Source organism: Phormidesmis sp. 146-12 (genome assembly GCF_052939495.1).
The window spans coordinates 243,677-267,849 of record NZ_JBJPHS010000001.1 but is presented as its reverse complement, the minus strand read 5'-3'; the positions used below and the strand labels follow the sequence as shown (position 1 = coordinate 267,849).

Genomic DNA, 24,173 nt, shown 5'->3' with positions numbered 1-24,173 from the left:
GCGTTGCTGAATCAGGGGATGAATTGTCCCAAAGCGGAAGGAAACCCAAGGTTCAACCTCAATTTTGGGGGATTTAGGAGGCGAAAAGATGGGCACTTCCCGCGGATTCATCCCTCCAATCAGCAACGCCAGAATTTTTAGGCTACTGAGTGCCTTTCAAGATTGTCAGGTCATTCTACCCACCGTCAATTTGTCAAATCTTGGAGCTAACATGACCGTCTCAACCAACCCCCGTCTACTCGAACAGTTTCAGTTGCAAAACGGAATCTTTTTCCCTAAAAACTATCAACAACTAAAAGCAACTTCCCAAAAGCAACTGTGGGATAAAGTTGGAAAAACTTATTACGGTTCTCAGAAAATTGAGGATGCAAATGAAGATATTCTCAAGGCAAGTCACTATCAAGAAATCACTGGAAAGATTGGCGGTCTTTGGAATCGATTTGCTAACAATCAACACTTTGAAACTATTCTTGAGATTGGTTGTGGCTATGGGAGAGCCTCGATCAATCTTTCTAAAGAAAAGAATTTGACCTGCGATCGCTACTACGGCATTGACATTTCTGAATCCTTGCTGAGACGCTTGTTGCGCTTTAAGGAAGTCTATGATTTCTATCCGTCAGCCGAGTTTAATATTATTTGCGACTCAGCCGAAACTTTGCCTCTTGAAGACAATTCTGTGGACTTGATTCTCTCAAATGCTGTGTTGATGCATATTGAAAAAGAGAAGGTCAAAAAGCTGATGTTAGAAGTGACTCGCGTTCTCAAACCAGGCGGCGCTTTTATTTTGAATAATTCGTTTCACAATCAAAACTGTCCGGCTCACTGGCTCAGAAACTTATCCAGAACAATCGTGCCTTTTGGCGCAAATTCTATCTACTTAAATCAGCATTCTGCTACCGAAATTGAAAGGCTGCTGCACAGTGTAAATGTGCGATCGAAATGCCCAGGATTCATCGTCGAACCCAACACCCACTATGCTCTATTGCCCGAAGAGTTGGGTCGATTTTCGGTGCCATTTGCCCATTCAATCAACCGCAGCCTCAAGCCTTCTCATGCACTCAAAGGAACGTTAGCCTACAGCTACAACGCTTACAGCGCAGGGGTTTTGGGTTAAAGTGAATTCTATAAAATCCTTCGCTGCGGTTGTTAATTCAGGAGAGCAAGCTAAATCCCCCACGAGTGAGGGACTTTGAACCAAAAGTCTTGTCTGAAAGTTTCCCCCAATTGGCACTTTGGAGGGCAAACGCCGTAAACACCGTAGCAAAAAACTCTCATCGAATTGACAACTCAGGGTCGAATCGGGATTTCGATCCAAAACTCAGTTCCTTGACCAGGTTGAGAACTGCACTTAAAGACTCCACCGTGCTTCTCGACGACGATTTCATAGCTGATGGAGAGTCCCATTCCGGTGCCTTTGCCGATCGGTTTGGTGGTGAAAAACGGATCAAACACCTGTAGTTTGAGACTTTCAGGAATGCCCAACCCATTGTCACCAATACGAATCAAAATGCGATCTCTTTGAGTAACCCGCAAGGGGTCGCTTCCCAATCGCTCAGTCCGGATGCGAATAATCGGCGGGTCGCTTGACCTGATCCCGGCTTTGCTCTTTTGACTGTCTGCTTCCTCTAAGGCATCGATCGCATTGCTCAAGACGTTCATAAATACTTGATTTAGCTGTCCGGCATAGCACTCAACTAGAGGCAAATCGCCATACTCGCGAATTAACTCAATCCCCGATGTGTCTGCTTTAGCTTTGAGGCGATGCTGCAAAATGAGCAAGGTGCTTTCCAGTCCTTCATGAATATCAACGGGCTTCATTTCGGCCTGGTCGAGTCGAGAAAAATTTCGTAAAGACAGCACAATTTGGCGAATGCGTTCGGCTCCTACCTTCATCGAAGACAGCGTTTTGGGCAAATCTTTGGATAGAAAATCGAGGTCGATCGCCTCCAATTGCTCAGACACTTCTACAGAAGGGTGGGAACACTGCGCCTGATAGGTTTCGATCAGTTTTAACAAATCGTGGGCGTAGTCGTTGACGTGATTGAGATTGCCATAGATAAAATTCACTGGATTGTTAATTTCGTGGGCGACTCCTGCAACCAGTTGCCCCAGACTAGACATTTTCTCGGTCTGCACTAGTTGGTTTTGCGTCTTTCTCAAGTCGTGCAGCGTTTGCTTGAGTTGCTCAGTTTGATTTTGGGTCTGAGCCAACAAGTCCGACTGCTCTAACGCGACTCCCAACTGGGCCGCAACCTGAGTCGCAAACTGAATCTCGATCGGCTTCCACACTCGCGGTCGATCGCACTGATGAATGCACAACAGCCCCCAAAGTTGATCCCCTCTCAGCAGCGGTGTCGTGAGCAGCGCCTTAACCTGAAACTGATCGAGAATGCCACCAAAACACGCTTTATGACCTGCGGCTTGAATATCATCCAACGCTTGAACTCGTCCGTTGCGATACAGCGTCGCATAACTTTCGCCAAAGCAGTGATCCTGCACTTTAGTGGCTAGTGCAGAAGGAAAGTCGGGCAATACATCTTCTGCGATGAATTCACCCTCGTTAAATTGGGAATCAGGGTCAAAGCGGTAAACGCCCACTCGATCGGCAGACAGCGATCGCCGCAGTTCTTGAGTCAGCGTTTTAAAGATAGTGTCGAGATCCAGCGACTGGCGCATTTTGGTCACGACTTCAAAGAGAATTTGCTGCTGCTCGGTGGCCTGTCTGAGTTGGGCGGTGCGCTCTTCGACCTGGACTTCTAGACGAGCATTGAGGGTTTGCAGATGCTGGTGCATTTCGTATTGCTGAATGGCGGTCGCAAACTGCTTACCCAGGGTTTGGAGCATTTCAATCTCGTCCGTTGTCCAGGGTTGGGCTTGACCCTTTTTCGATTCTTTCCAGACTTCAAACGAGAGTTGAGCGGGACGCTGACGACGATCGGGGTCAACCTGCCCAGCCCAGAGAATCTCAGTCTCAATTTCATCGCGAAACACCGTCAGATAGCCCAACAGTAGATGGCGATGCCAGAGTGGAACAATCAAAATGCCCCGAATTGGAGTAGGACGAAAGGCAAACTGCAAATTGCGTAAACCTGGCTCTTTGTAGAGATTTTGAATCTCCCAAACGGACTGCTCATCCGACTTAAAAAATTCCTTCCAGACGCTGTATTGCTCCATGAGCGGGTAACGAGCCTCAGCCGGGATCTGGGGCTGGACTCCGTTGGTATAAAGCCGAACCGAGCAACTCGGCACTCTCGAATCAGAAGAACCCGCAGCACAAAGCTCCAACGCTTCAGGACGAATCCACAGCCGACCGCCCGATCCGTGTAGGGCTGTCACCGTTTCATCAAGGGCAGCCTGTAGCTCGATCGTCGAGAGCGAATGCAGCAGGCAGGTAATACGATTGATTGCCGCTTCTTGGGTGGCTTTGGCGCGAGCTTGGCTGGTGAGGGTGGATTGAGCGATCGCCACCGACAGTTGATCGACCACCAATTGAACGGCCCGCACCTCAATTTCTGGAATTTCTCGTGGCTCAGAATGGTGAGAGACAAACAGCCCCCAAAGTTGATCGTGCACCAACAGCGGCATGACTAGAGAAGACGTGACTCCCATCGCCATCAAATACTCAACATGACAAGGATCGACCGCTCGATATTCCAGGTCTGCAAACGCAATACTGGTGTCTACGTCTTCGAGAGCACTTTGACCAATCTCCTGAGTGTCTACGTTGACGATCGATCGCGTCCGCGTTTTGGCAAACAATTCTCGTGCGTAGAGAGGAATGTCATCAGCCGGAAAGGTTAACCCCAGCAGCGACGGCAAGCGATCGTTGTGAATCGACTCAGCGACGACTTGACCACTTCCATCGGGTTGAAACTGATAAATTTTGATGCGATCAGTGCCCAAAAACTCACCGACTTCTACCGCCGTTGCTTGCAAAATATCTTTTAGCTCTAGCGATCGTCGAATGCGATCAATGATGCGATGTAATAATTTTTCTTGATCAAGGTTAGCGGATTTGTGATTGGTCGGCTCAAGGCTCATCGCTTATATTTCATCTATTAGGATTGGTCAGCACAGAGATAGAAAGACAGAATTCCTTCTGTTTCTACCAGAAAGTATGGGCAAACCGATCGACAAAATTGCGGAGCACGTGAGTAAAAATTTGAAAGAGACTGACTGTGTGATCTAATGGAACAATTGAACCGTGATCTTCTCGGCGTTACAGACTTTGAGAGACTTTAAGCCTGCAAATTTCTCTCAGGGTTGAGAAGTTAATGACCTGTAACTTTTTGGCTGGCAGTTCAAACCGTGTCGCTAAGAGCAAAGTCTGCCTTCGCCCACTCAATCCCTCACAAATCAAGATTTTTGATGAGTTACTAGCCATCAGACTTTCCTTAAAACGGCCAAAAACCAGAGGCAAAGCTCACCCTGGTCAGTTGGAAGACATTAATTCGAGACATTGAGATGGAGTGTTTCACAAAATAGTGTCACTTAGCGACAGAAGTCTCCTATCGTATCAGCTTGCGCTCTTTGGGCTGATAGTCTGTGCAGTCTTTCGCAGCCGTTGTCATCGCTAGAGATGGATTGACCGCACACTTGACGTAGGGATTGCTATTAAAAAAGCGACACTTTTTGCAGGGGGATTGCGCCGTCAATTTGCTGGTCTCAACGTCTTTGCGATTGACCTTCCAGGTATTGGAAATCACACAGACCACGGCCGCCCAGACTGCCACAAAGCAAATAGGAATCATCACCATCGCCGCATCTTGATTAGCAACCGATGACGAAACTTCTGGAGGCGGAGAAGTTTGGGCTTGAGTCAGGGTCGATCGATCAGCAATATTTTGTTTTAGAACAGGTAAATAAATCGACTCAGAGGGCGGCATAACAGTTTTTTCTCACTTGATACGATCAACCCAGTCAGAATTCATCTGAAGGAAGTGATGCCCCTCGATGGCTGCGCTGGCGATTAGATGCAGATTAATTCATTTAACTTAAGTTGTAGCGATGCTTGAACCCGCTTATCTCTGTCAACGGTTTTGGATTTGGTAAGTTCACGTATGCCAATGGAGATAATTTGGGTGAATTGGTTACGAGCGAATGGCTTTGAGAATCGGATGTTAAATTGATTGATTCCCGATAGGATAGTGCAGAGCAAATCACAACAAACTTCAGAGCAATTGCTGAATGGTAATGTTGAAGGCTTGGTTGTCGATCGGTTCACTATAGTCGTCATGGAGAATTCAAGATGATCAAGAACGCTCTAGCAGCTTTCTGCACGGTTGCTCTGTTATTTGCCGTTCAGCCTGCTCAAGCACAAAATCCTGCTCCTGCTCCGCAAGCTGCCCCTGCTGCGTCTCCTCAACCGAGTAAAGACGAAGTGCAGAAGTTTGCGGGAGCCATCAAACAGATTTTGGTGATCAACAAAACTTCTGAGCAGCAGGCTGTGCAAGCGATTCAGGGGGAAGGCTTGACACCGCAACGGTTTGACGAAATTTACAAAACGCAGGCAAATCCTAAAGCAACTCCCGCCAGCCAAATTCAGCCGAAGGAGCGGCAAAGTTACGATCGCGCAGTTGCTAAGTTAGTGACGATTCAAAAAGATAGTCAATCTAAGATGGAAAAAGCGGTACAGGATCAGGGTTTGAATGTGCAGCGCTTTAACCAGATCTTTGAGGCGATTCAAAAGAATCCTCAGCTAAAGCAAGAAGTTCAGCAGTTGATTCGCAAGTAGAAGTTTGCTTTTAGCGGTTGGCAAGAGGTCGATCGCTAGAAGTTAATTAAGTGGTGAATTTGATGGCGTTCTTTTGCCTCGTTGCGTGGAGCTTTTGCCCCCCAAGCTGCCATTGGGAGATTTTAAGAGGTTAGAGCAGGCGTAGCTGAGTTTGAGTGAGTTGGGTCGGGGCGGGATCTTCGAGATCGATCGCCAGATCGCTATCTCCTAACCAATCAGTTTGATCGAGAAGGTTTTGGGCGGCCGTGAGAATGGGTTCTTGCAGGTCGCGCAGATCTTCTCGGTTGTCTAGGTAGGCGCGCAGGGCGTTCAAGGGATCGATCGTCGTCCCAATGCCCAATTCGGGGAGGCGCGATCGCGACAGTTGGCTGACTAATTCGGGCTGAAGGGTGTAGCTGTGAGCGATGCTGAGGGTTTGATGAAGTTCGGTGTCGTCCATGCGATCGCTCTGTTCGGGACGAAGCTGGTAAATCACACGCACGACGGCATCTTGGACGGATTCTGACTCAATGGCTTCGAGTAGGGCGGATTGCGGATCGTCTTCTTCGGACAAATCAAGCTGAATGGTGCAAAATTTGCGAACGGGCAGGGGGCAGAACTCGATCGCCGCATTTCCTTTTTGCAGGTTAATTAACACATAGCCTTTGTCTTCTTTTTCTTCACTAAAATCAACTCGTTCAATGCTGCCGGGATAAACGATCGGTGGATCTTGACACAGAATTTGATGCCGATGAACATGACCCAACGCCACATAGTCGAAACAGTCGCGTGTCAAAAACGACAATGGAATCGTGAATCCTTTTCCGACTGCCAAAAACCGCTCTGCGCCGTAGTTTGCGGCATCTGCCATTAGGTGAGCTAAGAGAACGGTGGGAACGGTAGGATCGAGTTTGCGAATTTCACCTTCTAGGGCAACGCGGAGGCGATCGAGCAGCAAATGTCCCACTTCTGACATTGACAATCCTTCGGTCTCTGGTCGCGTTAGTAAAGTAGACCGATTGAGCCACGGCAATGTGATCACTTGAACCAGTCCGTTTTGAGTTTGAATGCAGTGCGTTTCGAGGCGATCGCCTACCACGATATTGGGAACGCCTAACGTTCTGTAAATGCACAAACTTGCGCCGCCTGCCCCTTGAGAATGCTGATCGTGATTGCCGACAAGCAAAACGGTAGGAATTTGAGCCTCGACCAGGCGATGAAACTGACGAGCAAACGCTTGCTGAATATAGGGCGGAGGCGTGGCATCAGGAAAGGCATCTCCGCCAAACAGCACGAGATCGACGGGTTCTGAGAGGGCGCGATCGATACACCGTCCCAATGTGGCAACAAAATCTTCTAATCGCGTATTCAGCCCCGTTTCTGGATTGATTTTTCCATGCGAAAACCCGCTACCTAGGTGGATATCAGAAAGGTGAAGAACTTTGATCATGCGGTTAGAATGCTCGTGCAGTTTAAGGCTAGTTTGCTGAAGTTTCTTCGCTTCGTTATTTGGCGCTTTTGCCTCCCAACCCCCAATTCTAAGGGACTCTAAGATAAGAATTTCAGTGCAAAATTCTCCCTTGATGGGCAAAGTCCTTCATCGAATGCTGATAGTTTAGGATTTGCGAATCACGCTACTACGAACTATTGTACTAAACAGGCGGTCGGGTAAAAACTTTCGCAGTAAAAGCAATATTCCAGCGTTGCCGCCTGCGGGATAGCGAAGTTTTTTAGAATTGTCAGTTGCAGCTTGATAGATGATTTCGGCAACTTTTTGGGGTGGCGATCCGGTTTCTCCCGCTTTTTTGAGACTGGGAATTACTTTGGCGGCGAAAGCATCGTAGGCGGTCAGTCCTGGCTTTTGGGCAAGGTCGAGCGATCGCCCATAAAAATCAGTTTTAATTGGCCCTGGCTCAATCAGTTTGACTCGAATATTAAAGGGTTCCAATTCATATTGCAGCGAGTCAGAAAAGCCTTCGATTTCCGGAAGAAGCTCCGGTGACAGTCTTTGTCATGGCGTTGTAAATTGAGGGATGAAGGATGAGGGATGAGGGATGAAGTTAATTCTTTACAGCAAGCCGGGGTGTCATTTGTGTGAAGGGTTGCAGGAGAAGTTAGAGCAGATTCAAACCCTGGAAATCGACCTGGAAATCCGCGACATCACCACCCGCGACGACTGGTTTCAAGCTTACCAGTACGAAATTCCCGTTCTCTTTTTGGTGGACGATCGAGCAAATCCTTCATCCCTCATCCCTCATCCCTCCTCCCTTATCCCTCCTCCCTCCTCCCTGCTTCCCCGCCTTTCTCCTCGCGCTACCGTTCACCAATTAGAACAGATGCTACAGAAATATGGGGGCCTCGATCGCTAATAATAGGCGCAAGCGTTTTGGCAAAGGAGTGAACGATGCAGCTTAGAGAATTATTGGCGAAACTGCCTGGATTAGGGGAATTGCCCGACCACCCGGCACTAGACGCGGATGTAAAAGGCTTGACGACCAATTCTCTCGCATGTCAGGCAGGCGATCTGTTTATTGGGATGCCCGGAACGCGAGTCGATGGTGGCGATTTTTGGCAAAGTGCGATCGCATCCGGCGCGGTGGCAGCGATCGTCTCTTCTCAAGCGGCGAGTAAGGCAATGGGCGATCCGGTGTTTTTGACTGAACGGCCGCCTTTGGTGATTCCGGCGATCGACATGATGCAGGTGTGCGCTCAACTCGCGGCCGCTTTTTACGAATTCCCAGCCCAAAAGCTCAAGTTGGTCGGCGTGACCGGGACAAATGGCAAAACCACGACCACCCATTTGATCGAATTTCTTTTAACCGAGGCGCAAAAACCGACCGCTCTGTTTGGCACACTCTACACCCGCTGGAAAGGCTTTCAGCAGACGGCGGCTCATACCACTCCGTTTCCTGTCGATTTACAGCGTCAGTTTGCAGACGCGATCGCCGCAGGCTGTCAGGTGGGCGTGATGGAGGTGAGTTCTCATGCGCTGGCTCAGGGTCGCGTGTTGGGCTGTCCGTTTGAGGTGGCGGTGTTTACCAATTTGACGCAGGATCACCTCGATTATCACAAAGACATGGAGGATTATTTTTCGGCAAAGGCGCTCTTGTTTAGCCAGTCTTATCTCAACAGTCGGGCGATCGTTAATTTGGATGACACTTATGGACAACGCCTGATCGAGCAGCTAAAAGAAAACGCTACAGCCGTCTGGAGCTACAGCACACAGCAAAAAGCCGATTTGTGGACGAGCGATTTAGTTTACGGTTCAGACAATGTGAGCGGACTTCTCCATACGCCCAAAGGTGACATTGAATTTCGATCGCCTCTCGTGGGTCAGTTCAATTTGGCGAATTTGTTGGCGGCGATCGGCGCAGGTCTGCATCTCGGACTCGATTTACAACAAATGGCTCACACGCTGCCCAGCTTTACAGGTGTACCGGGGCGCATGGAGCAAGTGCAGGTGAAACCTGATCAGGACATCAGCGTGATTGTCGATTATGCTCACACGCCTGACAGCTTAGAAAACATGCTGAAAGCGGCGCGGCCGTTTATTCCGGGTCAGATGATTTGTGTGTTTGGCTGTGGCGGCGATCGCGATCGTACCAAGCGTCCCAAAATGGGCAATATTGCTGCAACACTGGCGGATCAGGCGATCGTGACTTCTGACAATCCTCGGACTGAAGATCCCGATCGCATTCTTCAAGATGTTGTGGCGGGCATTCCTGAATCTGTCAAGGCTCTGGTGGTGAGCGATCGAGCGACCGCAATCCGCACCACTATTCTGCAAGCCAAACCAGGAGACGGCGTGTTGATTGCAGGCAAAGGCCACGAAGATTATCAGATTTTGGGAACGGAGAAAATTCACTTTGACGATCGTGAACAAGCAAGAGCAGCCCTAATCGAACGAGGCAAACAATCCTAACGGTGCATTATTCGTGGTAAGCAGATACGACAGAATTGTTTATCTAAGATTCATCAATCTATGTAACCTTCATTCAATTTAGTGTTGTAGAAGCTTCCAAGATCTGTAGCACTCAAAGATCAATTTGATATAAGGGATTCAGCAGTCTAAAGGTGTGGGTTAGAGTACCGCTTAAGATGATTGCTAGTTTGAGATGGATAATTTGTCGATCGCGTTAATCCAAACATAGTCTGGGCTTAACATCCTGGTAGTAGACTACACAGCAATTCAGTTAATCCAATCCAGGCACGTTGATGAATAACCATTTTTGGGAAAATCTGAATCCTTCCTCAATCATTCAGAGAATCTCTCGGTATATCAGGGTGATTCTATCTAGCATTGTTCGACCTTCAAATTTTCGCTTATTTAGACGACTTTTGGCATTTGCGATCGTCACCTTTCTGATTGCAATTGGTATTCATACAACGGTTGCTCAAAGTGCTACTAGACGAGCGCCCGTTGTGTTGATTTCTCTAGATGGCGCAACGCCTAGATTTGTTGAAGACTATCTGCAAAAAGGCATTCTCAAACCGAACCAGGGCCTGGGATTATTAAAAAGTCGGGGAGTCGTTGCCGAGCGTAACATCACCTGTAATCCCTCACTGACGGCGGCTTGTCACGTCTCGATCGGAGCCGGGGCCACGACGGCCAAAACCAATGTAGTCGCTAACAGTTTTCACCTGGTTGCCAGTCCGTTTCGGCAAAATATTAGCGGGTTTGCAGCCCCGATCGGCGGCTACTCGATCGACGCTAACGGCGTGAGTCAAAGCGCCACACCCACCGCAGAACCCATCTGGATCAGACTGCGACAAAACGGTAAAAAAGTCGTCGCTGCCACCTTTCCGGGTGCCGATGGTGCTGATATTCGTTTGACCACTGCGCCGACCAGTCCGCTACTGCAATCTGCTAAAGAACGCACCGTCGATTACACCGTGCCATTTGGAGCCTTTGCGGGACTGTCGGCGAGAGGGTTTAGCCTGACTCGTTCTGACTTTCAGCCTGCCTCAGAGCCGACGATTGCTCAACTCACCGCCGTCAACAAAGTCTCCTACAGTCCCGTTTTGCAAACTTCGCTAGAGCAGGTCACCGTCGGAGGAGCCAGTTTTGATCTGCAAGCGGCGGCACTTGACACCAGCAACGATCGCCAGACTAACTACGACACGATCGTATTCTTTGATGCAAAAGTGGGGATTCAAGTGGGTGGCAGCTTGCCCTCTACAGGGTCGGCATTTGTGCAGGCAAAACTCAAAAAATCGAGTCCGTTTTACTTTGAAGGCAGTTCTAACAAGGCTGGAACCGCTTTTTATGTCAGCAGACTTACGCCTGATTTGTCTACGGTGCGTTTAGTTCGCTATTCGGCTAACGCCATTCCTCGCAACGCCGCTGTCTTGGCGGATGTAGACGATATCAACAACAATGTCGGATTTTGGGCACCGCAACCTGATTTTCGGATTCCTCAGCGATCGGCAGTCGGTCTAAATGCCTTTCCTGATAGAGAACTTGAAGACATTTACGAAGACCTGGTTCAAACCTTTACCGACTATCAAACCCGTGTGGCCCTGAGAGCGATCGCCAAAAATCCTGATGCCGATCTGGTGCTGCTGTATTTTGAACAACCCGACGGCTCAGAACACCAATTTTTGACGATCGACCCGCGACAGGCAACCGATCCCACTGATCCCAACTCGATCAACGGGGGACAAGATGCTGCCAAGGTTGCCCGCTATGCGACCTATGTTCAGAGGGCTTATCGAGTCGCCGATCGAGCGCTTCAGCAAGTGATTCGAGCCGTCGGGACTCGTGGGGGCATTCCGCGCCGTAACATCATTGTCGTGTCGGATCACGGGTTTTCGCCCTTTCATACCTCGGTCAATCTCACGCCTTACCTGACAAGTAAAGGATTTGATCCGACTAAAGTGCGGGCAATCACGTCGGGCCCAGCCACCAACATTTACATCAATCTACAGGGACGCGAACCCGATGGCACCGTCAGCCGTGAAGAATATGTCACCCTCCAACAGCAGATTGTGCAAGCGCTTCAAGAATTGGTAGACACGAATCCCAACTACGCCAAAAACCAACCCATTTTTGACAAGATTTACCCACGTCCGTTGCCTCAAGATGGGAGCGATCGCCCCTTTGGTCTGGGCACCAACGAATTCATTGCTCAAGACAGCGGCGATGTGTTTGCGACAATGGCTGAAGGCTACAACTTTGACGGAACACAAACCCCTTCGATTCCACGATTGGGGGATAATTCCTCGGTGACTGGCTTCCTTTCGGTGCCCAGCTTTTATGGCGCACATGGCTACAATCCAGAGAAGCTCAACATGAGTGCGGTGTTTTTTGCGGCGGGGCCAGATATCGATCAGGGCAGTCTGAAGCAAGTTCGCAATATTGACGTAGTGCCGACGATCGATCGTCTGCTCGGAATCGAATCAGCACCCACTGTTCAGGGACAAGCTTTGAAGCTTAAATCCTGAGTTCTCTGAATTTTGGAGATTTCTGAATACTGATTTCTGCTTATCAAAGGCTGTGGTTGAGACACTCCACTTAACTCTTGAAGATCGAGTTTTGCGGATTTCCACTACAGCCTATTTTTTAGCGTCAATTTGACTTGGTTAACGTCAGTTCGGGTTAAGGCCACTAGAGCATTCCAGAATGGCTGAAACATCCCAAATACATTGCCGGAGTGCCAGAACAGGCAATGACAGAATGAGGGTTTCAGCTTATCCCGAACTCAGGTTAGATTAGTGCTGAGAATCTTGTTTGGCGGCTGACCGATGGTACGATCGAACCCACTTCACGATCGTAGAGACGGCATGGCTAGAGAGAAGCGAACGATTCGATATGACGATGATGTGTGGGTGCTACTAGAAAGTCACGCAAAGGCAACAGGCAGACCCGTCAACACGATCGTCAATGATGCCCTGCGCGAGTATTTGACTGATGAAAATAGCCTTGAGGCACGAGTTGCCGCTTTGGAGGCGCGGGTGGCAGCGATCGAGTCACGCGGTTAGGTTCTGCCTTCGATGAGCGATTTTAGGTCAGTTAGCAGGTCTACTAACATTCGGACTTGTTCATCGATTTCGTCTGGCTTCTCTGGGTCGAGGCGAACGACGGTTTCAACGACGATCGATAAGTCGATGATGATTTTGGGTTTCATGGGTGGCTATAGGGTGGCTAAAGTCTGCCACTAGCATAGCGGATTCGTTTTCTGTGAGCAAGCCTTTGAGCGAAATTTGAGTTTGGCGGTTAATTGAACGTAGGTTCGATAGAATTTTCCGCTTCGGTAGTGAGCGCTTCTGCCCCCCAACCCCCCAATCTGGGGGACTTCCGGATGGGCTTTCTCGTTCAAAGTCCCTCACTGGTGGGGGATTTAGGGGGCTGCCCGGATTTGTAACCGCAGCGAAATTTTTCGTTGAATTCACGTTAATTGGGCGACAGTTGTGATTAAGCAAACAACGATCGTGATTTTGACGACTCTGTGTGAATACTGAAGAAAAGCCCCCTACGAGAAGATTTGATATGTCAGCGACTCCTGCCAGCCTTCAAGCGTTTGTTAGTTTTTGCCAGGGTTTGAAGGGGGATGAGAAAGGCGAGTCTCAGACGTTTTTGGATCGTTTTTTTAGGGCGTTTGGGCATGAGGGGGCGATCGAGGCAGGCGCGGAGTTTGAGGATCGGCTCAAGAAGTCCAGTGCTAAAGGAAAGACGGGATTTGCGGATCTGGTGTGGCGATCGCGGCAGGGCGTTCCGGGCGTTCTCATTGAGATGAAGAAGCGGGGGGAAGATCTGAGCAAGCATTATGCCCAGGTTGAGCGGTATTGGATGCGGATTACGCCCAATCGGCCTCGGTATGCGATGTTGTGCAATTTTGATGAGTTTTGGATTTTTGACTTTGAAAATCAGGTCGATGAGCCTGTAGACAAGATTTCTCTAGCACAATTGCCGGAGCGATCGAGCGCGTTGACCTTTATGGAGATCGGCGGGATGCGTCCGGTGTTTCAAAACAATCAGGTGGAGGTGACGGATCGATCGGCGCGACGGCTAGGAGAGCTTTATCAATTGCTGTATGAGCGGGGTAAGCACAATGGGTTTGACAGCTTTAGTGAGGAGCAGCTACAGCGATTTGTTTTGCAGTGTGTGTTGGCGATGTTTGCAGAAGATCGGGGGCTGTTGCCGCGTGATATTTTTGTGTCGCTGATTCAAGACTGTATGACGGGGGGCAGCACGTATGACTTGATTGGGGGGCTGTTTAGTGAGATGAATCGGCGGGGCAAAACGCCTGCGGGACGCTATCAAGGGGTCGATTATTTTAATGGTGGATTGTTTGCGATCGTTGACCCGATCGAGCTAACGCATGAGGAGTTGAAGTTTTTGGATGTCTGTGCGCGAGACAACTGGACTTATGTACGTCCGTCGATTTTTGGCAACATTTTTGAGGGGGCGATCGATCAGTCAAAGCGTCATGCACATGGGATTCACTTTACGAGTGAGGTCGATATTCGGCAGATTGTCAGGCCGACAATTAGTGATTTTTGGGAAGAGCGGATTAATGGGGCGGGGTCTATTGCTGAGTTGAATGCGCTTCAGCTTGAGTTGCAGGCTTATCGGGTGCTTGATCCGGCGTGTGGATCGGGCAATTTTTTGTATGTAGCGTATCAGGAATTGAAGCGGATGGAGAAGCTGTTGATTGACAAGATTGCAGAACGGAAGCGATCGGATACGGGGCAAATGGCGATCGGCTATGTGACTCCTAATCAGTTTTTTGGGATGGATACTAACTCGTTTGCGGTGCAGTTGGCGCGGGTGACGATGATGATCGGGCGGAAGATTGCCATTGATAAATTGGGTTTGTTTGAGCCTGCTTTACCGTTGGATACGTTGGATCAAAATATTGTCTGCAAAGATGCCCTATTTAGCGAGTGGGAAAAAGCAGATGCGATCATCGGAAATCCGCCGTTTTTGGGTGGGGCACGAATGAGACAGAATTTAGGCGATGACTATGTAGATCGTATGTTCAAAAAGTTCTCTATATTGAAAAACCAGCAAGTTGATTTCGCAACATATTGGTTTCGCCTAGCTCACGAGCATTTGAAAGAAGATGGTAGAGCAGGATTAGTTGGAACTAACTCAATCAGTCAAGGAAAAAGTCGAAATGCTTCGCTTGATTACATTGTTCAAAATGGAGGATACATTCACGATGCAATTTCTAGCCAGCCTTGGTCAGGAGAAGCAAAAGTTCATGTCAGTTTGGTGAACTGGATGAAGCAAAAACCTCATGTTCTACATTTAGATAATCAAGTGGTTAAAGTTATTAGCTCTAGCCTTAAATCAGGAGTTGATGTTTCAAGAGCTATACAGCTATCAGTTAATCTCAATCAACTTTTTAGAGGTGTAGAACCAAATGGTAAAGGTTTCTTTATTGATGAAAATACTGCTAAAGTATGGCTTGATAAGGAGCCGAGTAATCAGGTAGTGCTAAAAAGGTTCTCAATGGGCGCGAATCTGGCGCAGGAACCACAAGGAAAGCCCGATCGCTGGATTATTGATTTTGATGATATGTCTATTGAAGATGCAAGCAGCTATAAACTTCCGTTTGAATATATAAGAAACTACGTCAAGCCAGAGCGCGCTAAGAGCCGGGAAGCCTTTTTGAAAGAGCGCTGGTGGCAGTATCGACGAAATAACAAACCGCTAAGAAACGCTATTGCTGGGCTGTCGCATTATTTTGCAGTTCCACGAGTTTCCAAATGGGCTGTTTTTATATCCGTTCCCAGTACTTGGCTGCCTGGTGAAAAATCAGTTGTTTTCACATCTAATGACTTCTATGTTCTTGGTATTCTAACTTCTAATGTTCATCGCACTTGGATGGATACACAAAAATCAACCCTCAAAGCTGACATTGCATACACTCCAACAACTTGCTTTGAAACGTTTCCATTTCCGCAATCGCCCAGCGCAAAGCTAATTGAGCAAATTCGCAATGCAGCGCTCACTCTTCATGAATACCGCATCCAACAGATGGAGAAAAAACAATGGGGCATCACTCAGCTATATAACCAATGGTTTCACGAACCCAGCAGCCAACTCGCCAAACATCACACCCAACTTGACGCTCTCGTTCTCAAAGCATACGGCTTCAGCAAAACCGACGACATTTTGACCAAACTTCTCGACCTCAACCAACAACTCGCCCACAAAGAAACCCAGGGCGAACCCATCATCGGCCCGTGGGCACCCACCGACAGCCAGCCTTAATGTGAATTCGACAAAATTTTGCTGTGGCTACAGATCTGGGCAGCCCCCTAAATCCCCCAAAATTGGGGGACTTTGAACTAGAGATCTCAAACTTAAAACTTACGTATCTCTGCGCTCTAGTAGAGCAACCAATCGATCGACACTTTCAGCCTGCATTCGAGCCGTGTCAGCTTGCTGTTGAGTGATTTTCTTGAGTTCGGTGAAGCCAGTTGTTACCAATTCAGTCAGACGATCGAGCCGTTTATCCATTCGATCCATCAGGTGATCAATCTTTTCACCAAGCTCTGTTGTGGCCGTTGCTAACTGTCTGAGTTCATATTGAATACCCATAACACGTTATTTCTTTTAATTTCCCTCTTTGCGCTCTAGCAGTGCGATCAGACGATTGATACTCTCAGCTTGCATTCGTGAATTTTCCATCTGCATTCGAGCCGTATCAGCCTGCTGTTGAGTGATTTGCTTGAGTTCTTCAAAGCCAGTTGTCACCACCTCAGTCAGACGATCTAGCCGTTCGTCCATTCGACCCGTCAGGTGATCAATCTTTTCAGCAAGCTCTGTTGTGGCCGTTGCCAACTGTCTGAGTTCATACTGAATGCCGATCGTAAAATCCGGTTGCGTCATAGCTCCTCATCATCTTGAACGTGAATGAATTGTATCAGAGGCTCATTCATCGCTGCCAAAGTGTCGATCGAGAAAATTGAGCGCATGATTGCGAAGGTCATAGTATTCAGGCGACTCTCGAAGCTGCTGGCGATCGCGGGGATGCTTAAATGGCACCTCTAGAATTTCACCGATCGTCGCCGCTGGCCCGTTGGTCATGAGAACGATGCGATCGGACATATAAATCGCCTCATCGACATCGTGAGTAATCATCATCACCGCCTGACGGTGGCTCTCCCAGATTTCGAGAACCTGACGCTGAAGTTTGCCGCGAGTCAACGCATCCAACGCCCCAAACGGCTCATCCATCAGCAACATCTTGGGACGAATCGCCAACGCCCGCGCAATCCCCACTCGCTGCTTCATCCCGCCCGAAATCTGATCCGGGTATTTGTCCGCCGCCGCCGTCAGATTCACCATCACCAAGTGTTCATTCACAATCTGCTTTTTGTCACCCGCAGACAGATCCTTCAACACTTCATCGACTGCTAACCGAATGTTTTCTCGAACGGTCAACCACGGTAACAGCGAATAGTTTTGAAACACCATCATCCGCTCGGCTCCCGGCTTGCGAATCTCTCGTCCGTCGAGTTTCACCGATCCAGAAGTCGATTTCTCCAGCCCCGCCACAATCTTGAGCAGCGTCGATTTACCACAGCCAGAGTGACCAATAATCGAAATATATTCATCCTGCCCGATCGTCAGATTAATCCCCTTCAGCACAACCGACTCGCCCCCATTGGGAGCCTTATAAGACTTGTGCAGGTTCTCGATTTCTAAAAATCCGGTTGGATGAGCGTTGGTGTCAGGCATGTCGATCGTCGGTATCGATTGACTCATGATAAATCTCCTGGGTGAGAACTTTGTAATTAGCGAATCGGTTCCCGGCTCAATGGATGTCAGTTCAAAGGTCAGTTCTATGGGTCAGTTCTATAGAATTCTTGCGCTTCGTTGTTTGAGGTTTCTGCCCCCTAAATCCCCCACGAGTGAGGGACTTTGAATTAGAACTCTTGTCTTTAAGTCCCCAGAATGGGGGGTTGGGGGACAGAGACGCTGAAGAACAAAGCGAAAAATTCCATCCAATTCACGCTAGATAAATCTTGGTAGGAGCATTGGCTCGAATCTCAAAACTCTCCAAATAGCGAACCGGATCACTGGGATCAAACGCTTTCTGGTCGATAAAAACTTCCGCAGGCTCGATCTTGTAATCATCAGTGGGACAAGCAATTCCCAGGTCAGCCGCGACTTCTCGATAGATTTCAGTCTTCCAGGACTTCTCAGCGACTTCGTGAGCATTGGCAGGAATTTCCTTAATTTGTCCCCAGCGGGCAGCTTGCGTCATTAGCCAAATGCTGTGCGATCGCCATATAAACGTCGAGTGAGCATTCGGCACTTGCGGCACATTTGAGGGAAGGTCGAAGAAAACAGTCGTGTCGTCTGCCTTCACGGTGCGATCTTTGCCATCGAATCCGCCGTAGTTATAGTCACCGACGATCGCAGGTCGAGTCAGGTTGAGTTTTGCCCCGGTGAACGATCGCGCAGAAATGATTTTGGCGACCTCTTCTCGATTGTTGGGATCGCCACAGTAGCGACAGGCTTCGATCATGGCTTTGAGCAGCGATCGATAGGTTTTGGGATTCTCATCAATAAAAGACTGCGTGACACAGAGAAGGCGATCGGGGTGTCCGTGCCAGATTTCTTTACCCTGAGCAAACGTGAAGCCGATTCCTTCATTGCCTGAAATGGCGCGTGTGTTCCAGGGTTCGGCCACCATATAAGCCTGCATTGCCCCGATGCGAACATTCACCACCATCTGAGGCGGAGGCACAATCATGACGCGAAACTCCTGAATCGGATTGACTCCCGCCGCCGCCGACAAATAGCGCACAAAGTATTCATAAATTGCAGAACTGAGAACCACCGCCCAGACTCGTTTTTCAGACGGCAAGTTGTCAAAATAGCGCCGAAAATCTCGTCCAAAGGCCTCCAAGTCGCCATTGTATTCAAACCAGGGACGCAGGCCAGACTCCCACATCGCTCGATTCATGGTCATTGCGTTGCCGTGTCGATGAATCGTCATTGCGGCACAAAGTGGGGCATGTCGGGCCCCTTCTGCTCCCATTCGAGCATTGACTACGGCACCAGACACCACAGGCGATGCATCCAATCGTCCAAAGATAATGCCGTCGCGAGAAGTGGCCCAACTGGCTTCTCGACTGAGTTTGACGTTAAGACCGTACTTATGAAAAAAGCCTTTCTCCCAGGCGATCGCAAACGGCGCACAGTCATTGACGGGAACGTATCCGATCGTTAGATTTGGCTTCTCCAAACTTTCGGGCTTGATGATCTGGTCAATCGCTAAAGCCGCTTGAGAAAGAGACTGAGGGGCACGATTGGCATCGATCGCACAAGAGGATAATGCGAGTCCGGTGGCCGTTCCGCCCATTTGTTGTATAAACTTCCGTCGCGTCCAAAAATCTTGAGTCATAGCGGGGAAGGAAAGGAGGGATGAGGGATGAGGGGTGAGGGATGTTTGGTTTAACGGGATTTCGATTAAGTTTTTTCGCTTCGGTGTTCAGCGCTTCTGCCCCCCAACTTCCCATTTTGGGGGACTTTCAGATAAGGGTTCTAGTTCAAAGTCCCTGACGGGTGGAGGATTTGGGGGCTTCTCTCATAACCGCAGTGAAGAGATTGAATTAGTGAAAAGATTGAATTCACCTGGGTTTGGCGGAGAACTTAAAGCTTTTTCAGGTCGATCGCCGCTGACGAGTGACAAACGCTTCGAGTTGGGTGATGGCAAAGTCTAGGAGCAATCCTGTTAGACCAATCACTAGAACGGCTAAAAACACTGAACTTAAGTTGAGGCGGCTCCATTCATCCCAGACAAAAAAGCCAATTCCTATGCCACCTGTCAACATCTCGACTGCTACAATGACCAGCCACGCCACACCCAAACTAATTCGTAAACCACTAAAAATGTATGGCAACGCAGCAGGCAAAATAATCCTGGTGATTCGTCTCCAACGCGGCATTTCTAACACTTTCGCTACGTCTAAATAATCTTGTGGAACGCTAGAAACACCAAGCGCGGTATTGATAATCGTTGCCCAAAGTGACGTGATAAAGATTACAAAAATTGCAGAGGGATCAGCCAAATTGAAAATTGCTAACGCGATCGGGAGCCACGCCAATGGAGACACTGGTTTAAAGATCTGAATCACTGGATTCAACGCCAACATCGCTCGTCTAGACATACCAATCAGAAAGCCGATCGGAATCGCGACGAACGCCCCCAAACCAAAGCCAATCAACACCCGCCGCAAACTCGCCAACAGGAGCCAGCCAATTCCCAAGTCCCCCGGCCCACGCCGATAAAAGGGATGCAAAATGAAATCTAAGTTTGCCATTAACGCTTCTGGCGGAGTCGGCATCACGTCGTGTTTGAACAGCGCGATCGCCCACCACAGCACAATCACACCCAAAAACCCGATCGCAGGCAACCACACCGCTTCTTGAGCGATCGCGGGACGCACTTTTCGCCAAGTAGTCTGACTCGCAACGGCCACGATCGCAGCCAAGTTTAGCTGAAGGATCATCGTCAACACCTCAAGCTCAAAGACTCAAACTAAATGTTCGACCTAAATTAGAGACACTGATGAGCCTAAAGCAAAATGCTGAAACTCTACAGTCCTCTCTCAAATGCCGACGGAGTTAGCTGACGGGCGAGGGCTGAGAGATGCCCTTCTCTGGTATTGGTCGCCGACTCAAGTTTGAATCGTTTGCGATCGACCTTTCACAGAAGATAAGCCCCGATGTTTTGGTTCCTCCGCTCCAGTAAGTTACTTGCTAGAAACTCACCAGATTAAGCTGACCGATTTGACTTTTAAAGACTCTACCATTCTCCGCCAAATGTATCAATCCATCTTTTGTCGTAGGGTGCATGGACAAAGCTGGAGGATAGTGAATATCAGAAGTACTTTGGTTTATCAGGGTGACACGATGAATAAAACAGTTGAAACTCAAGTTATTGAGGCCGAAGAACGGCTTAGACTGGCAATGTTGGCTTCTGATGTCAGCGTCTTGGATGAACTACTCGCCCCTGAACTCGTCGCCACCAGTCATCTCGGAGAAATCATTAGCAAACAAGACGATCTCGCTGCACACAAATCTGGCTTGATTAAGATCTACGAGCTAACCCCTTCCGAACGGCAGATTCGACTGTATGGAGAAGTGGCGATCGTCTTCGTCAGAATGCAAATAGTTGGCACCTACAATAGCAATCCCGCAAACGGTGACTTTCGTTTTACCCGCGTCTGGGCCGTCTCTTCTAACGGAACCTGGCAAATCGTCGCCGCTCACATTGGAATGGTTGCCCAATAAAGTACTTCACGGCGATCGGCTGCAAACTCGATTTGATCGTGATTTTCAAGAATTGTGGTCACTGTGAGGAGGCTTGCGGGCAGGAAAGGAAGAACGATCGCACTTCCAAATTAGGCAGATCGCATTCACTCCGACAATCGATCAAGGTTCCGTTGGGTGATCGCCATAGAATACTCATCGCCAAACTCCGTAAAGATTTCCATTGCGGTTTGCAAACAAGCTCTCGCCTCCGCAGCATTTCCCTCCGCTTCTGCTAACAGTCCTAATTGGTGATAGGTGCGGGCTTGCGAATAGCGATCGCTCGACTGTACAGTTTGGTTGAGCTAGAACGTTTGCCCAGATATGACTTGCTGCTTTAGCAAAATGTGTAAGGTGAAATCGGGTGAGGATTGAGAGACAACCTGAAGGTTCATAACACCGCTCTCACAATAATGGTCTAATTTCAACGTGCTAGAAACGGCTACGATCTCGCTATCTGGAAATGGTTGAGCGCTGGCATCAATTTGGATCAGCGATCGCAACAACATGAGGCGAGTGAACATCGATCACCCAGTTCTCATCGATTACTTCTAGGCTGTCGTCTAGAACTAGAAGTAACTCGCCCACAGGTAAGCCTGTAGGAACGAGGAGTAAATATCTAAGTTGAAGCCAATGCGCGGTTTCTGTTTGATTTGGAGTTACGCCTAGAGAACTGCTAATCAGTTGAGGAGTAGGCAGTTGTTTAAATCGAATCGTTTCGTAAGGTCGATCGTTTTCGTCCCAATAGCCGTGAATTTCAGCTTGGCAATCTTGTAGATGTTGGTGTGCGATTTGATTTGGATCGATTTGTGCTAGAGCTTGAGTGAAGTTTTGCCAAACTGGATGAGTTTTGAGTGTTGTATTCACAGAGCTTATTCAATGAGTGGTCATTTTGCCTGGGAAATGGAGGACTTCTTCTATTATTTTGGCGTGAAATCGACGGTTGCCACCTTTTCCCAAAATTTTAGATTTGAAATCATAATCGAGTTCCTCTGAGGGAACCAGCCCAGTATTTCCTTTGGGCGGAACGACACCTTTCTTGATCGCTTTAAGATGCTTGCCTAATCCATCATACAAAGTACCGAGTTCGATCTGAGATTGACTGAATGAAACTTGTTGATCGTTGTTGAAGCAATAAATTTTATTCACCTCGATCACTTGCCATTGGTTCGGAAGTTCTGGATATTCTGAGCTAGAGCGATCGCTCATGTTGTTTCAGTCGTAGTCAGTGTTCCAGATTTTAGCAGGTCGCAAAAAATGAAGCGCGACCCCTTGCGGGTAACTCGAAGAGATCGTGCCTCTCAAATAGAGCGATCGCATTCAAGCCGATAAGCGATCAAGGTGCTGTTGAACGATCGCGCTACTCAATTAGTTCACAAAGTTTTTCGAGCAGTTGCTCATGAGTTTTTGGGGACAGTTTTCCAAGTTGTCTCTGAATCATCGATCTTCGTAATGTGATCAGATGATTGAGTCTGAGTGTGGAAGGTTTTCTGAGTCCACTTGTTGCGAAGTCTGGGTTGGTAGGATCTAGGACTAGATCGGTTGAAAGGAGTTGGGTTGGGATTCGACTTGTAATGAGCGCGAAGATGATATGACGATTTTCTCCAACTGAGCTTGTTAGACAATACGCGGGGCGAATTTTGCTATTTGATAGATCGTCGAAGGGAAACTCGATCAAGACAATCTTACGCTTCATCTGCGATCGGTTCACCATCTTCTAAGGTGTAAATATCTTCTTCAGGATCGTTCAGTAAGTCGTGGACAGAAGCAGCGATCGCGGACAGTGACCATTCTTGCTCTGAAGAGGGATCTGAAGTGTCTAGAGAATCGACAAAGGTAAGAACGACCTGCTGTTTTTCCAGAGGAAGCTGGCGAAGTTTGTCGAGAACAGCTTGCTGAATTTGAGTTGCTTCTAACATAAGACGATAAACAGGCAGATTGGCTGTCCCGAAGATAACGCTTTCCCCCATTTTACGTGATTCAAGTGAAATCGCTCTAACAACAGGCGATCGCACTGCCAAGTTAAACAGATCGCATTCAATCCGACAATCGATCGAGGATCTGTTGGGCGATCGCCATAGAATACTCATCGCCAAACTCCATAAAGATCTCCATTGCGGTTTGCAAACAAGCTCTAGCCTCCAAAGCATTTCCCTCTGCCTCTGCTAACAGTCCTAATTGACCATAGGTACCTGCTTGCTCATAGCGATCGCACTTTGTAGACTGCTGATTAAATCCTACGATTACCGCTACTGAATGACTATCGCGCTCAAACTTGATACGATCGCTGTGAATGTAAGTCATTCTTCGTCTGGGACAGTTTTGCAGGTGTAAATTTTAATGTCAGCAAGAGATTCCTTTCATGAAACAGTTAAGCAAGCCTTGGTAAAGGATAGTTGGGTGAATGTTGCTCCGCTCACCTTGAGATATGGCGCAACAAAATTAGAAGTTGACTTAGGAGCGGAACAAGTCCTAGGCGCACAGAAGGACAGCGTTCAAATTGCAATTGAGGTAAAAAGTTTTTCGGCAGCGAGTGTTGTGTATGAGTTTCATCAAGCAATTGGGCAGTACATCCACTATCGAATGGTTTTAAGACAAACTCAGCCCAATCGTATCCCTTATCTGGCTTTACCTGATGAAATTCATCACCGTTTTTTCCTGACTCCGTTTTTTCACGATAGCCTAGAGGAGAATCAAGTCCGGTTACTGTTAGTCGATCCAGATCTCGAAGAGGTAAAACAATGGATACCCAAACCTCTATAAATGGCACAGATGAGACGCTTGACCAATGGATGAGCGATCGACGTTATCGCAATATTATTTTGGATGTGTTGCAGGAGATTGTTGAGCGATCTCAAGTATCGGGGTCAGTGCGAACCGTCCCAGTTTTTGATGAGACACATCATCAGTATCAGATTCTAGATATCGGTTGGGATGAAGCGGGTCATCGCATCTTTCAGCCTGTGATTCATTTAGAGCTATTGGATGGCAAGATTTGGATTCAAGAAAATGTCACCGATATTGATTTGGCGAAAGCTCTGCTGGAATGGGGTGTAAAGGCATCAGACATTGTACTAGGTTTGCATTCTCCAAGTTTGCGGCGTTTTAGTGAATACGCGATCGAATAGTTGCGATCGCACTTCTGCAAACGATTGATCGTACAACTCAATTCGATCGCAC

The 24,173-nt window shown here is 48.2% G+C and carries 25 protein-coding genes, 1 pseudogene and 1 riboswitch; of the genes and pseudogenes, 10 read left to right on the top strand and 16 right to left on the bottom strand.

Features of this window, described 5'->3' with window-relative positions:
• The first annotated feature begins 88 nt into the window (after nucleotides 1-88).
• Nucleotides 89-1,114, top strand: coding sequence for a class I SAM-dependent methyltransferase (locus ACKFKF_RS01135; protein ID WP_446865992.1), 1,026 nt, complete (start codon nucleotides 89-91; stop codon nucleotides 1,112-1,114).
• A gap of 173 nt (nucleotides 1,115-1,287) precedes the next feature.
• On the opposite strand, the gene ACKFKF_RS01130 is transcribed toward ACKFKF_RS01135, so the two are convergent.
• Together ACKFKF_RS01130 and ACKFKF_RS01125 are read right to left on the bottom strand one after the other, a co-directional pair.
• Nucleotides 1,288-4,041, bottom strand: a complete 2,754-nt coding sequence (locus tag ACKFKF_RS01130) for a GAF domain-containing protein (RefSeq protein WP_446865991.1) — start codon at nucleotides 4,039-4,041, stop codon at nucleotides 1,288-1,290.
• A gap of 467 nt (nucleotides 4,042-4,508) precedes the next feature.
• Nucleotides 4,509-4,886: a hypothetical protein gene (locus ACKFKF_RS01125; RefSeq protein ID WP_446865990.1), complete on the bottom strand. Its 378-nt coding sequence runs from the start codon at nucleotides 4,884-4,886 to the stop codon at nucleotides 4,509-4,511.
• A gap of 362 nt (nucleotides 4,887-5,248) precedes the next feature.
• On the opposite strand from ACKFKF_RS01125, the gene ACKFKF_RS01120 reads away from it, so the two are divergent.
• Complete coding sequence (locus ACKFKF_RS01120; protein ID WP_446857383.1) at nucleotides 5,249-5,734, top strand: DUF4168 domain-containing protein; 486 nt, start codon at nucleotides 5,249-5,251, stop codon at nucleotides 5,732-5,734.
• A 130-nt stretch (nucleotides 5,735-5,864) separates the two neighbouring features.
• Here the strand turns inward: ACKFKF_RS01120 and sbcD are convergent, their stop codons facing one another.
• Nucleotides 5,865-7,163 (bottom strand): exonuclease subunit SbcD, encoded by a 1,299-nt coding sequence (gene sbcD / locus ACKFKF_RS01115; protein ID WP_446865989.1) that lies wholly within the window; start codon nucleotides 7,161-7,163, stop codon nucleotides 5,865-5,867.
• A 165-nt stretch (nucleotides 7,164-7,328) separates the two neighbouring features.
• Nucleotides 7,329-7,661, bottom strand: coding sequence for a hypothetical protein (locus tag ACKFKF_RS01110; protein ID WP_446865988.1), 333 nt, complete (start codon nucleotides 7,659-7,661; stop codon nucleotides 7,329-7,331).
• Nucleotides 7,662-7,767: 106 nt separating this feature from the next.
• Between ACKFKF_RS01110 and ACKFKF_RS01105 the strand changes: the two genes are divergently transcribed.
• The 4 genes from ACKFKF_RS01105 to ACKFKF_RS01090 all read left to right on the top strand — a co-directional run bounded on the left by ACKFKF_RS01105 (nucleotide 7,768) and on the right by ACKFKF_RS01090 (nucleotide 12,694).
• Nucleotides 7,768-8,082, top strand: coding sequence for a glutaredoxin family protein (locus ACKFKF_RS01105; RefSeq protein ID WP_446857377.1), 315 nt, complete (start codon nucleotides 7,768-7,770; stop codon nucleotides 8,080-8,082).
• Between the two features lie 35 nt (nucleotides 8,083-8,117).
• Nucleotides 8,118-9,635, top strand: coding sequence for a UDP-N-acetylmuramoyl-L-alanyl-D-glutamate--2,6-diaminopimelate ligase (locus ACKFKF_RS01100; RefSeq protein ID WP_446865987.1), 1,518 nt, complete (start codon nucleotides 8,118-8,120; stop codon nucleotides 9,633-9,635).
• A 293-nt stretch (nucleotides 9,636-9,928) separates the two neighbouring features.
• Nucleotides 9,929-12,157 (top strand): alkaline phosphatase family protein, encoded by a 2,229-nt coding sequence (locus tag ACKFKF_RS01095; RefSeq protein WP_446865986.1) that lies wholly within the window; start codon nucleotides 9,929-9,931, stop codon nucleotides 12,155-12,157.
• 300 nt (nucleotides 12,158-12,457) lie between these two features.
• Nucleotides 12,458-12,694, top strand: coding sequence for a hypothetical protein (locus ACKFKF_RS01090; RefSeq protein ID WP_446865985.1), 237 nt, complete (start codon nucleotides 12,458-12,460; stop codon nucleotides 12,692-12,694).
• Here ACKFKF_RS01090 and ACKFKF_RS01085 read toward each other — a convergent pair.
• Nucleotides 12,691-12,840 carry a hypothetical protein gene (locus tag ACKFKF_RS01085; protein ID WP_446865984.1) on the bottom strand — a complete coding sequence of 50 codons (150 nt, stop codon included), beginning with the start codon at nucleotides 12,838-12,840 and terminating at the stop codon, nucleotides 12,691-12,693. The two genes, ACKFKF_RS01090 and ACKFKF_RS01085, sit on opposite strands and share 4 nt — an antisense overlap.
• A gap of 362 nt (nucleotides 12,841-13,202) precedes the next feature.
• Here ACKFKF_RS01085 and ACKFKF_RS01080 point away from each other — a divergent pair, with 362 nt between their 5' ends.
• Nucleotides 13,203-15,935 (top strand): DNA methyltransferase, encoded by a 2,733-nt coding sequence (locus ACKFKF_RS01080; protein ID WP_446865983.1) that lies wholly within the window; start codon nucleotides 13,203-13,205, stop codon nucleotides 15,933-15,935.
• A gap of 99 nt (nucleotides 15,936-16,034) precedes the next feature.
• Here the strand turns inward: ACKFKF_RS01080 and ACKFKF_RS01075 are convergent, their stop codons facing one another.
• From ACKFKF_RS01075 to ntrB, 5 genes are all read right to left on the bottom strand, one after another.
• The gene (locus tag ACKFKF_RS01075) at nucleotides 16,035-16,265 is read right to left on the bottom strand and encodes a hypothetical protein (protein WP_446865982.1); all 231 of its coding nucleotides are present in this window, start codon (nucleotides 16,263-16,265) and stop codon (nucleotides 16,035-16,037) included.
• 15 nt (nucleotides 16,266-16,280) lie between these two features.
• Nucleotides 16,281-16,556, bottom strand: a complete 276-nt coding sequence (locus ACKFKF_RS01070; RefSeq protein WP_446857368.1) for a hypothetical protein — start codon at nucleotides 16,554-16,556, stop codon at nucleotides 16,281-16,283.
• A 42-nt stretch (nucleotides 16,557-16,598) separates the two neighbouring features.
• Nucleotides 16,599-17,435, bottom strand: a complete 837-nt coding sequence (locus tag ACKFKF_RS01065) for an ABC transporter ATP-binding protein (protein ID WP_446865981.1) — start codon at nucleotides 17,433-17,435, stop codon at nucleotides 16,599-16,601.
• Between the two features lie 244 nt (nucleotides 17,436-17,679).
• Nucleotides 17,680-19,083, bottom strand: a complete 1,404-nt coding sequence (locus tag ACKFKF_RS01060) for an ABC transporter substrate-binding protein (protein ID WP_446865980.1) — start codon at nucleotides 19,081-19,083, stop codon at nucleotides 17,680-17,682.
• 259 nt (nucleotides 19,084-19,342) lie between these two features.
• Nucleotides 19,343-20,191, bottom strand: coding sequence for a nitrate ABC transporter permease (ntrB, locus tag ACKFKF_RS01055; RefSeq protein WP_446857365.1), 849 nt, complete (start codon nucleotides 20,189-20,191; stop codon nucleotides 19,343-19,345).
• Between the two features lie 89 nt (nucleotides 20,192-20,280).
• Nucleotides 20,281-20,474: riboswitch (cyclic di-AMP (ydaO/yuaA leader) on the bottom strand.
• 120 nt (nucleotides 20,475-20,594) lie between these two features.
• Here ntrB and ACKFKF_RS01050 point away from each other — a divergent pair.
• Nucleotides 20,595-20,975 carry a nuclear transport factor 2 family protein gene (locus ACKFKF_RS01050; RefSeq protein WP_446865979.1) on the top strand — a complete coding sequence of 127 codons (381 nt, stop codon included), beginning with the start codon at nucleotides 20,595-20,597 and terminating at the stop codon, nucleotides 20,973-20,975.
• A gap of 125 nt (nucleotides 20,976-21,100) precedes the next feature.
• Here ACKFKF_RS01050 and ACKFKF_RS01045 read toward each other — a convergent pair.
• From ACKFKF_RS01045 to ACKFKF_RS01020, 6 genes and pseudogenes are all read right to left on the bottom strand, one after another.
• Nucleotides 21,101-21,250, bottom strand: a pseudogene (locus ACKFKF_RS01045) (hypothetical protein); the annotation flags it as partial.
• A gap of 223 nt (nucleotides 21,251-21,473) precedes the next feature.
• Entirely contained in the window at nucleotides 21,474-21,860 is a 387-nt protein-coding gene (locus tag ACKFKF_RS01040) for a hypothetical protein (protein ID WP_446865978.1), read from the bottom strand.
• Between the two features lie 9 nt (nucleotides 21,861-21,869).
• Entirely contained in the window at nucleotides 21,870-22,202 is a 333-nt protein-coding gene (locus ACKFKF_RS01035; protein ID WP_446865977.1) for a hypothetical protein, read from the bottom strand.
• 151 nt (nucleotides 22,203-22,353) lie between these two features.
• Nucleotides 22,354-22,689 (bottom strand): type II toxin-antitoxin system PemK/MazF family toxin, encoded by a 336-nt coding sequence (locus tag ACKFKF_RS01030; protein ID WP_446865976.1) that lies wholly within the window; start codon nucleotides 22,687-22,689, stop codon nucleotides 22,354-22,356.
• A complete protein-coding gene (locus ACKFKF_RS01025; RefSeq protein ID WP_446865975.1) occupies nucleotides 22,679-23,083 on the bottom strand; it encodes a hypothetical protein in 405 nt (134 codons plus the stop codon). The genes ACKFKF_RS01030 and ACKFKF_RS01025 overlap by 11 nt, the downstream gene beginning before the upstream one ends.
• On the bottom strand, nucleotides 23,031-23,297 hold the full coding sequence (locus ACKFKF_RS01020; RefSeq protein ID WP_446865974.1) for a hypothetical protein: 267 nt from the start codon (nucleotides 23,295-23,297) through the stop codon (nucleotides 23,031-23,033). Before ACKFKF_RS01020 ends, ACKFKF_RS01025 begins: the two co-directional genes overlap by 53 nt.
• A 36-nt stretch (nucleotides 23,298-23,333) precedes the next feature.
• On the opposite strand from ACKFKF_RS01020, the gene ACKFKF_RS01015 reads away from it, so the two are divergent.
• Both ACKFKF_RS01015 and ACKFKF_RS01010 read left to right on the top strand, forming a co-directional pair.
• Nucleotides 23,334-23,756, top strand: a complete 423-nt coding sequence (locus ACKFKF_RS01015; protein WP_446865973.1) for an element excision factor XisH family protein — start codon at nucleotides 23,334-23,336, stop codon at nucleotides 23,754-23,756.
• The gene (locus ACKFKF_RS01010) at nucleotides 23,735-24,121 is read left to right on the top strand and encodes an element excision factor XisI family protein (RefSeq protein WP_446865972.1); all 387 of its coding nucleotides are present in this window, start codon (nucleotides 23,735-23,737) and stop codon (nucleotides 24,119-24,121) included. The genes ACKFKF_RS01015 and ACKFKF_RS01010 overlap by 22 nt, the downstream gene beginning before the upstream one ends.
• The last annotated feature ends 52 nt before the right edge of the window (nucleotides 24,122-24,173 follow it).

Bases quoted from the DNA above. Each gene is read 5' to 3' on its own strand.
- ACKFKF_RS01030 (WP_446865976.1), bottom strand. From the start codon at position 22,689: ATGAAGCGTAAGATTGTCTTGATCGAGTTTCCCTTCGACGATCTATCA.
- ACKFKF_RS01125 (WP_446865990.1), bottom strand. From the start codon at position 4,886: ATGCCGCCCTCTGAGTCGATTTATTTACCTGTTCTAAAACAAAATATT.
- ACKFKF_RS01070 (WP_446857368.1), bottom strand. From the start codon at position 16,556: ATGACGCAACCGGATTTTACGATCGGCATTCAGTATGAACTCAGACAG.
- ACKFKF_RS01015 (WP_446865973.1), top strand. From the start codon at position 23,334: ATGTCAGCAAGAGATTCCTTTCATGAAACAGTTAAGCAAGCCTTGGTA.
- ACKFKF_RS01050 (WP_446865979.1), top strand. From the start codon at position 20,595: ATGAATAAAACAGTTGAAACTCAAGTTATTGAGGCCGAAGAACGGCTT.
- ntrB (WP_446857365.1), bottom strand. From the start codon at position 20,191: ATGATCCTTCAGCTAAACTTGGCTGCGATCGTGGCCGTTGCGAGTCAG.
- ACKFKF_RS01060 (WP_446865980.1), bottom strand. From the start codon at position 19,083: ATGACTCAAGATTTTTGGACGCGACGGAAGTTTATACAACAAATGGGC.
- ACKFKF_RS01100 (WP_446865987.1), top strand. From the start codon at position 8,118: ATGCAGCTTAGAGAATTATTGGCGAAACTGCCTGGATTAGGGGAATTG.
- ACKFKF_RS01080 (WP_446865983.1), top strand. From the start codon at position 13,203: ATGTCAGCGACTCCTGCCAGCCTTCAAGCGTTTGTTAGTTTTTGCCAG.
- ACKFKF_RS01025 (WP_446865975.1), bottom strand. From the start codon at position 23,083: ATGAGTATTCTATGGCGATCGCCCAACAGATCCTCGATCGATTGTCGG.
- ACKFKF_RS01085 (WP_446865984.1), bottom strand. From the start codon at position 12,840: ATGAAACCCAAAATCATCATCGACTTATCGATCGTCGTTGAAACCGTC.
- ACKFKF_RS01075 (WP_446865982.1), bottom strand. From the start codon at position 16,265: ATGGGTATTCAATATGAACTCAGACAGTTAGCAACGGCCACAACAGAG.
- ACKFKF_RS01035 (WP_446865977.1), bottom strand. From the start codon at position 22,202: ATGAGCGATCGCTCTAGCTCAGAATATCCAGAACTTCCGAACCAATGG.
- ACKFKF_RS01010 (WP_446865972.1), top strand. From the start codon at position 23,735: ATGGATACCCAAACCTCTATAAATGGCACAGATGAGACGCTTGACCAA.
- ACKFKF_RS01090 (WP_446865985.1), top strand. From the start codon at position 12,458: ATGGTACGATCGAACCCACTTCACGATCGTAGAGACGGCATGGCTAGA.
- ACKFKF_RS01065 (WP_446865981.1), bottom strand. From the start codon at position 17,435: ATGAGTCAATCGATACCGACGATCGACATGCCTGACACCAACGCTCAT.
- ACKFKF_RS01120 (WP_446857383.1), top strand. From the start codon at position 5,249: ATGATCAAGAACGCTCTAGCAGCTTTCTGCACGGTTGCTCTGTTATTT.
- ACKFKF_RS01105 (WP_446857377.1), top strand. From the start codon at position 7,768: ATGAAGTTAATTCTTTACAGCAAGCCGGGGTGTCATTTGTGTGAAGGG.
- sbcD (WP_446865989.1), bottom strand. From the start codon at position 7,163: ATGATCAAAGTTCTTCACCTTTCTGATATCCACCTAGGTAGCGGGTTT.
- ACKFKF_RS01095 (WP_446865986.1), top strand. From the start codon at position 9,929: ATGAATAACCATTTTTGGGAAAATCTGAATCCTTCCTCAATCATTCAG.
- ACKFKF_RS01130 (WP_446865991.1), bottom strand. From the start codon at position 4,041: ATGAGCCTTGAGCCGACCAATCACAAATCCGCTAACCTTGATCAAGAA.
- ACKFKF_RS01020 (WP_446865974.1), bottom strand. From the start codon at position 23,297: ATGACTTACATTCACAGCGATCGTATCAAGTTTGAGCGCGATAGTCAT.
- ACKFKF_RS01135 (WP_446865992.1), top strand. From the start codon at position 89: ATGGGCACTTCCCGCGGATTCATCCCTCCAATCAGCAACGCCAGAATT.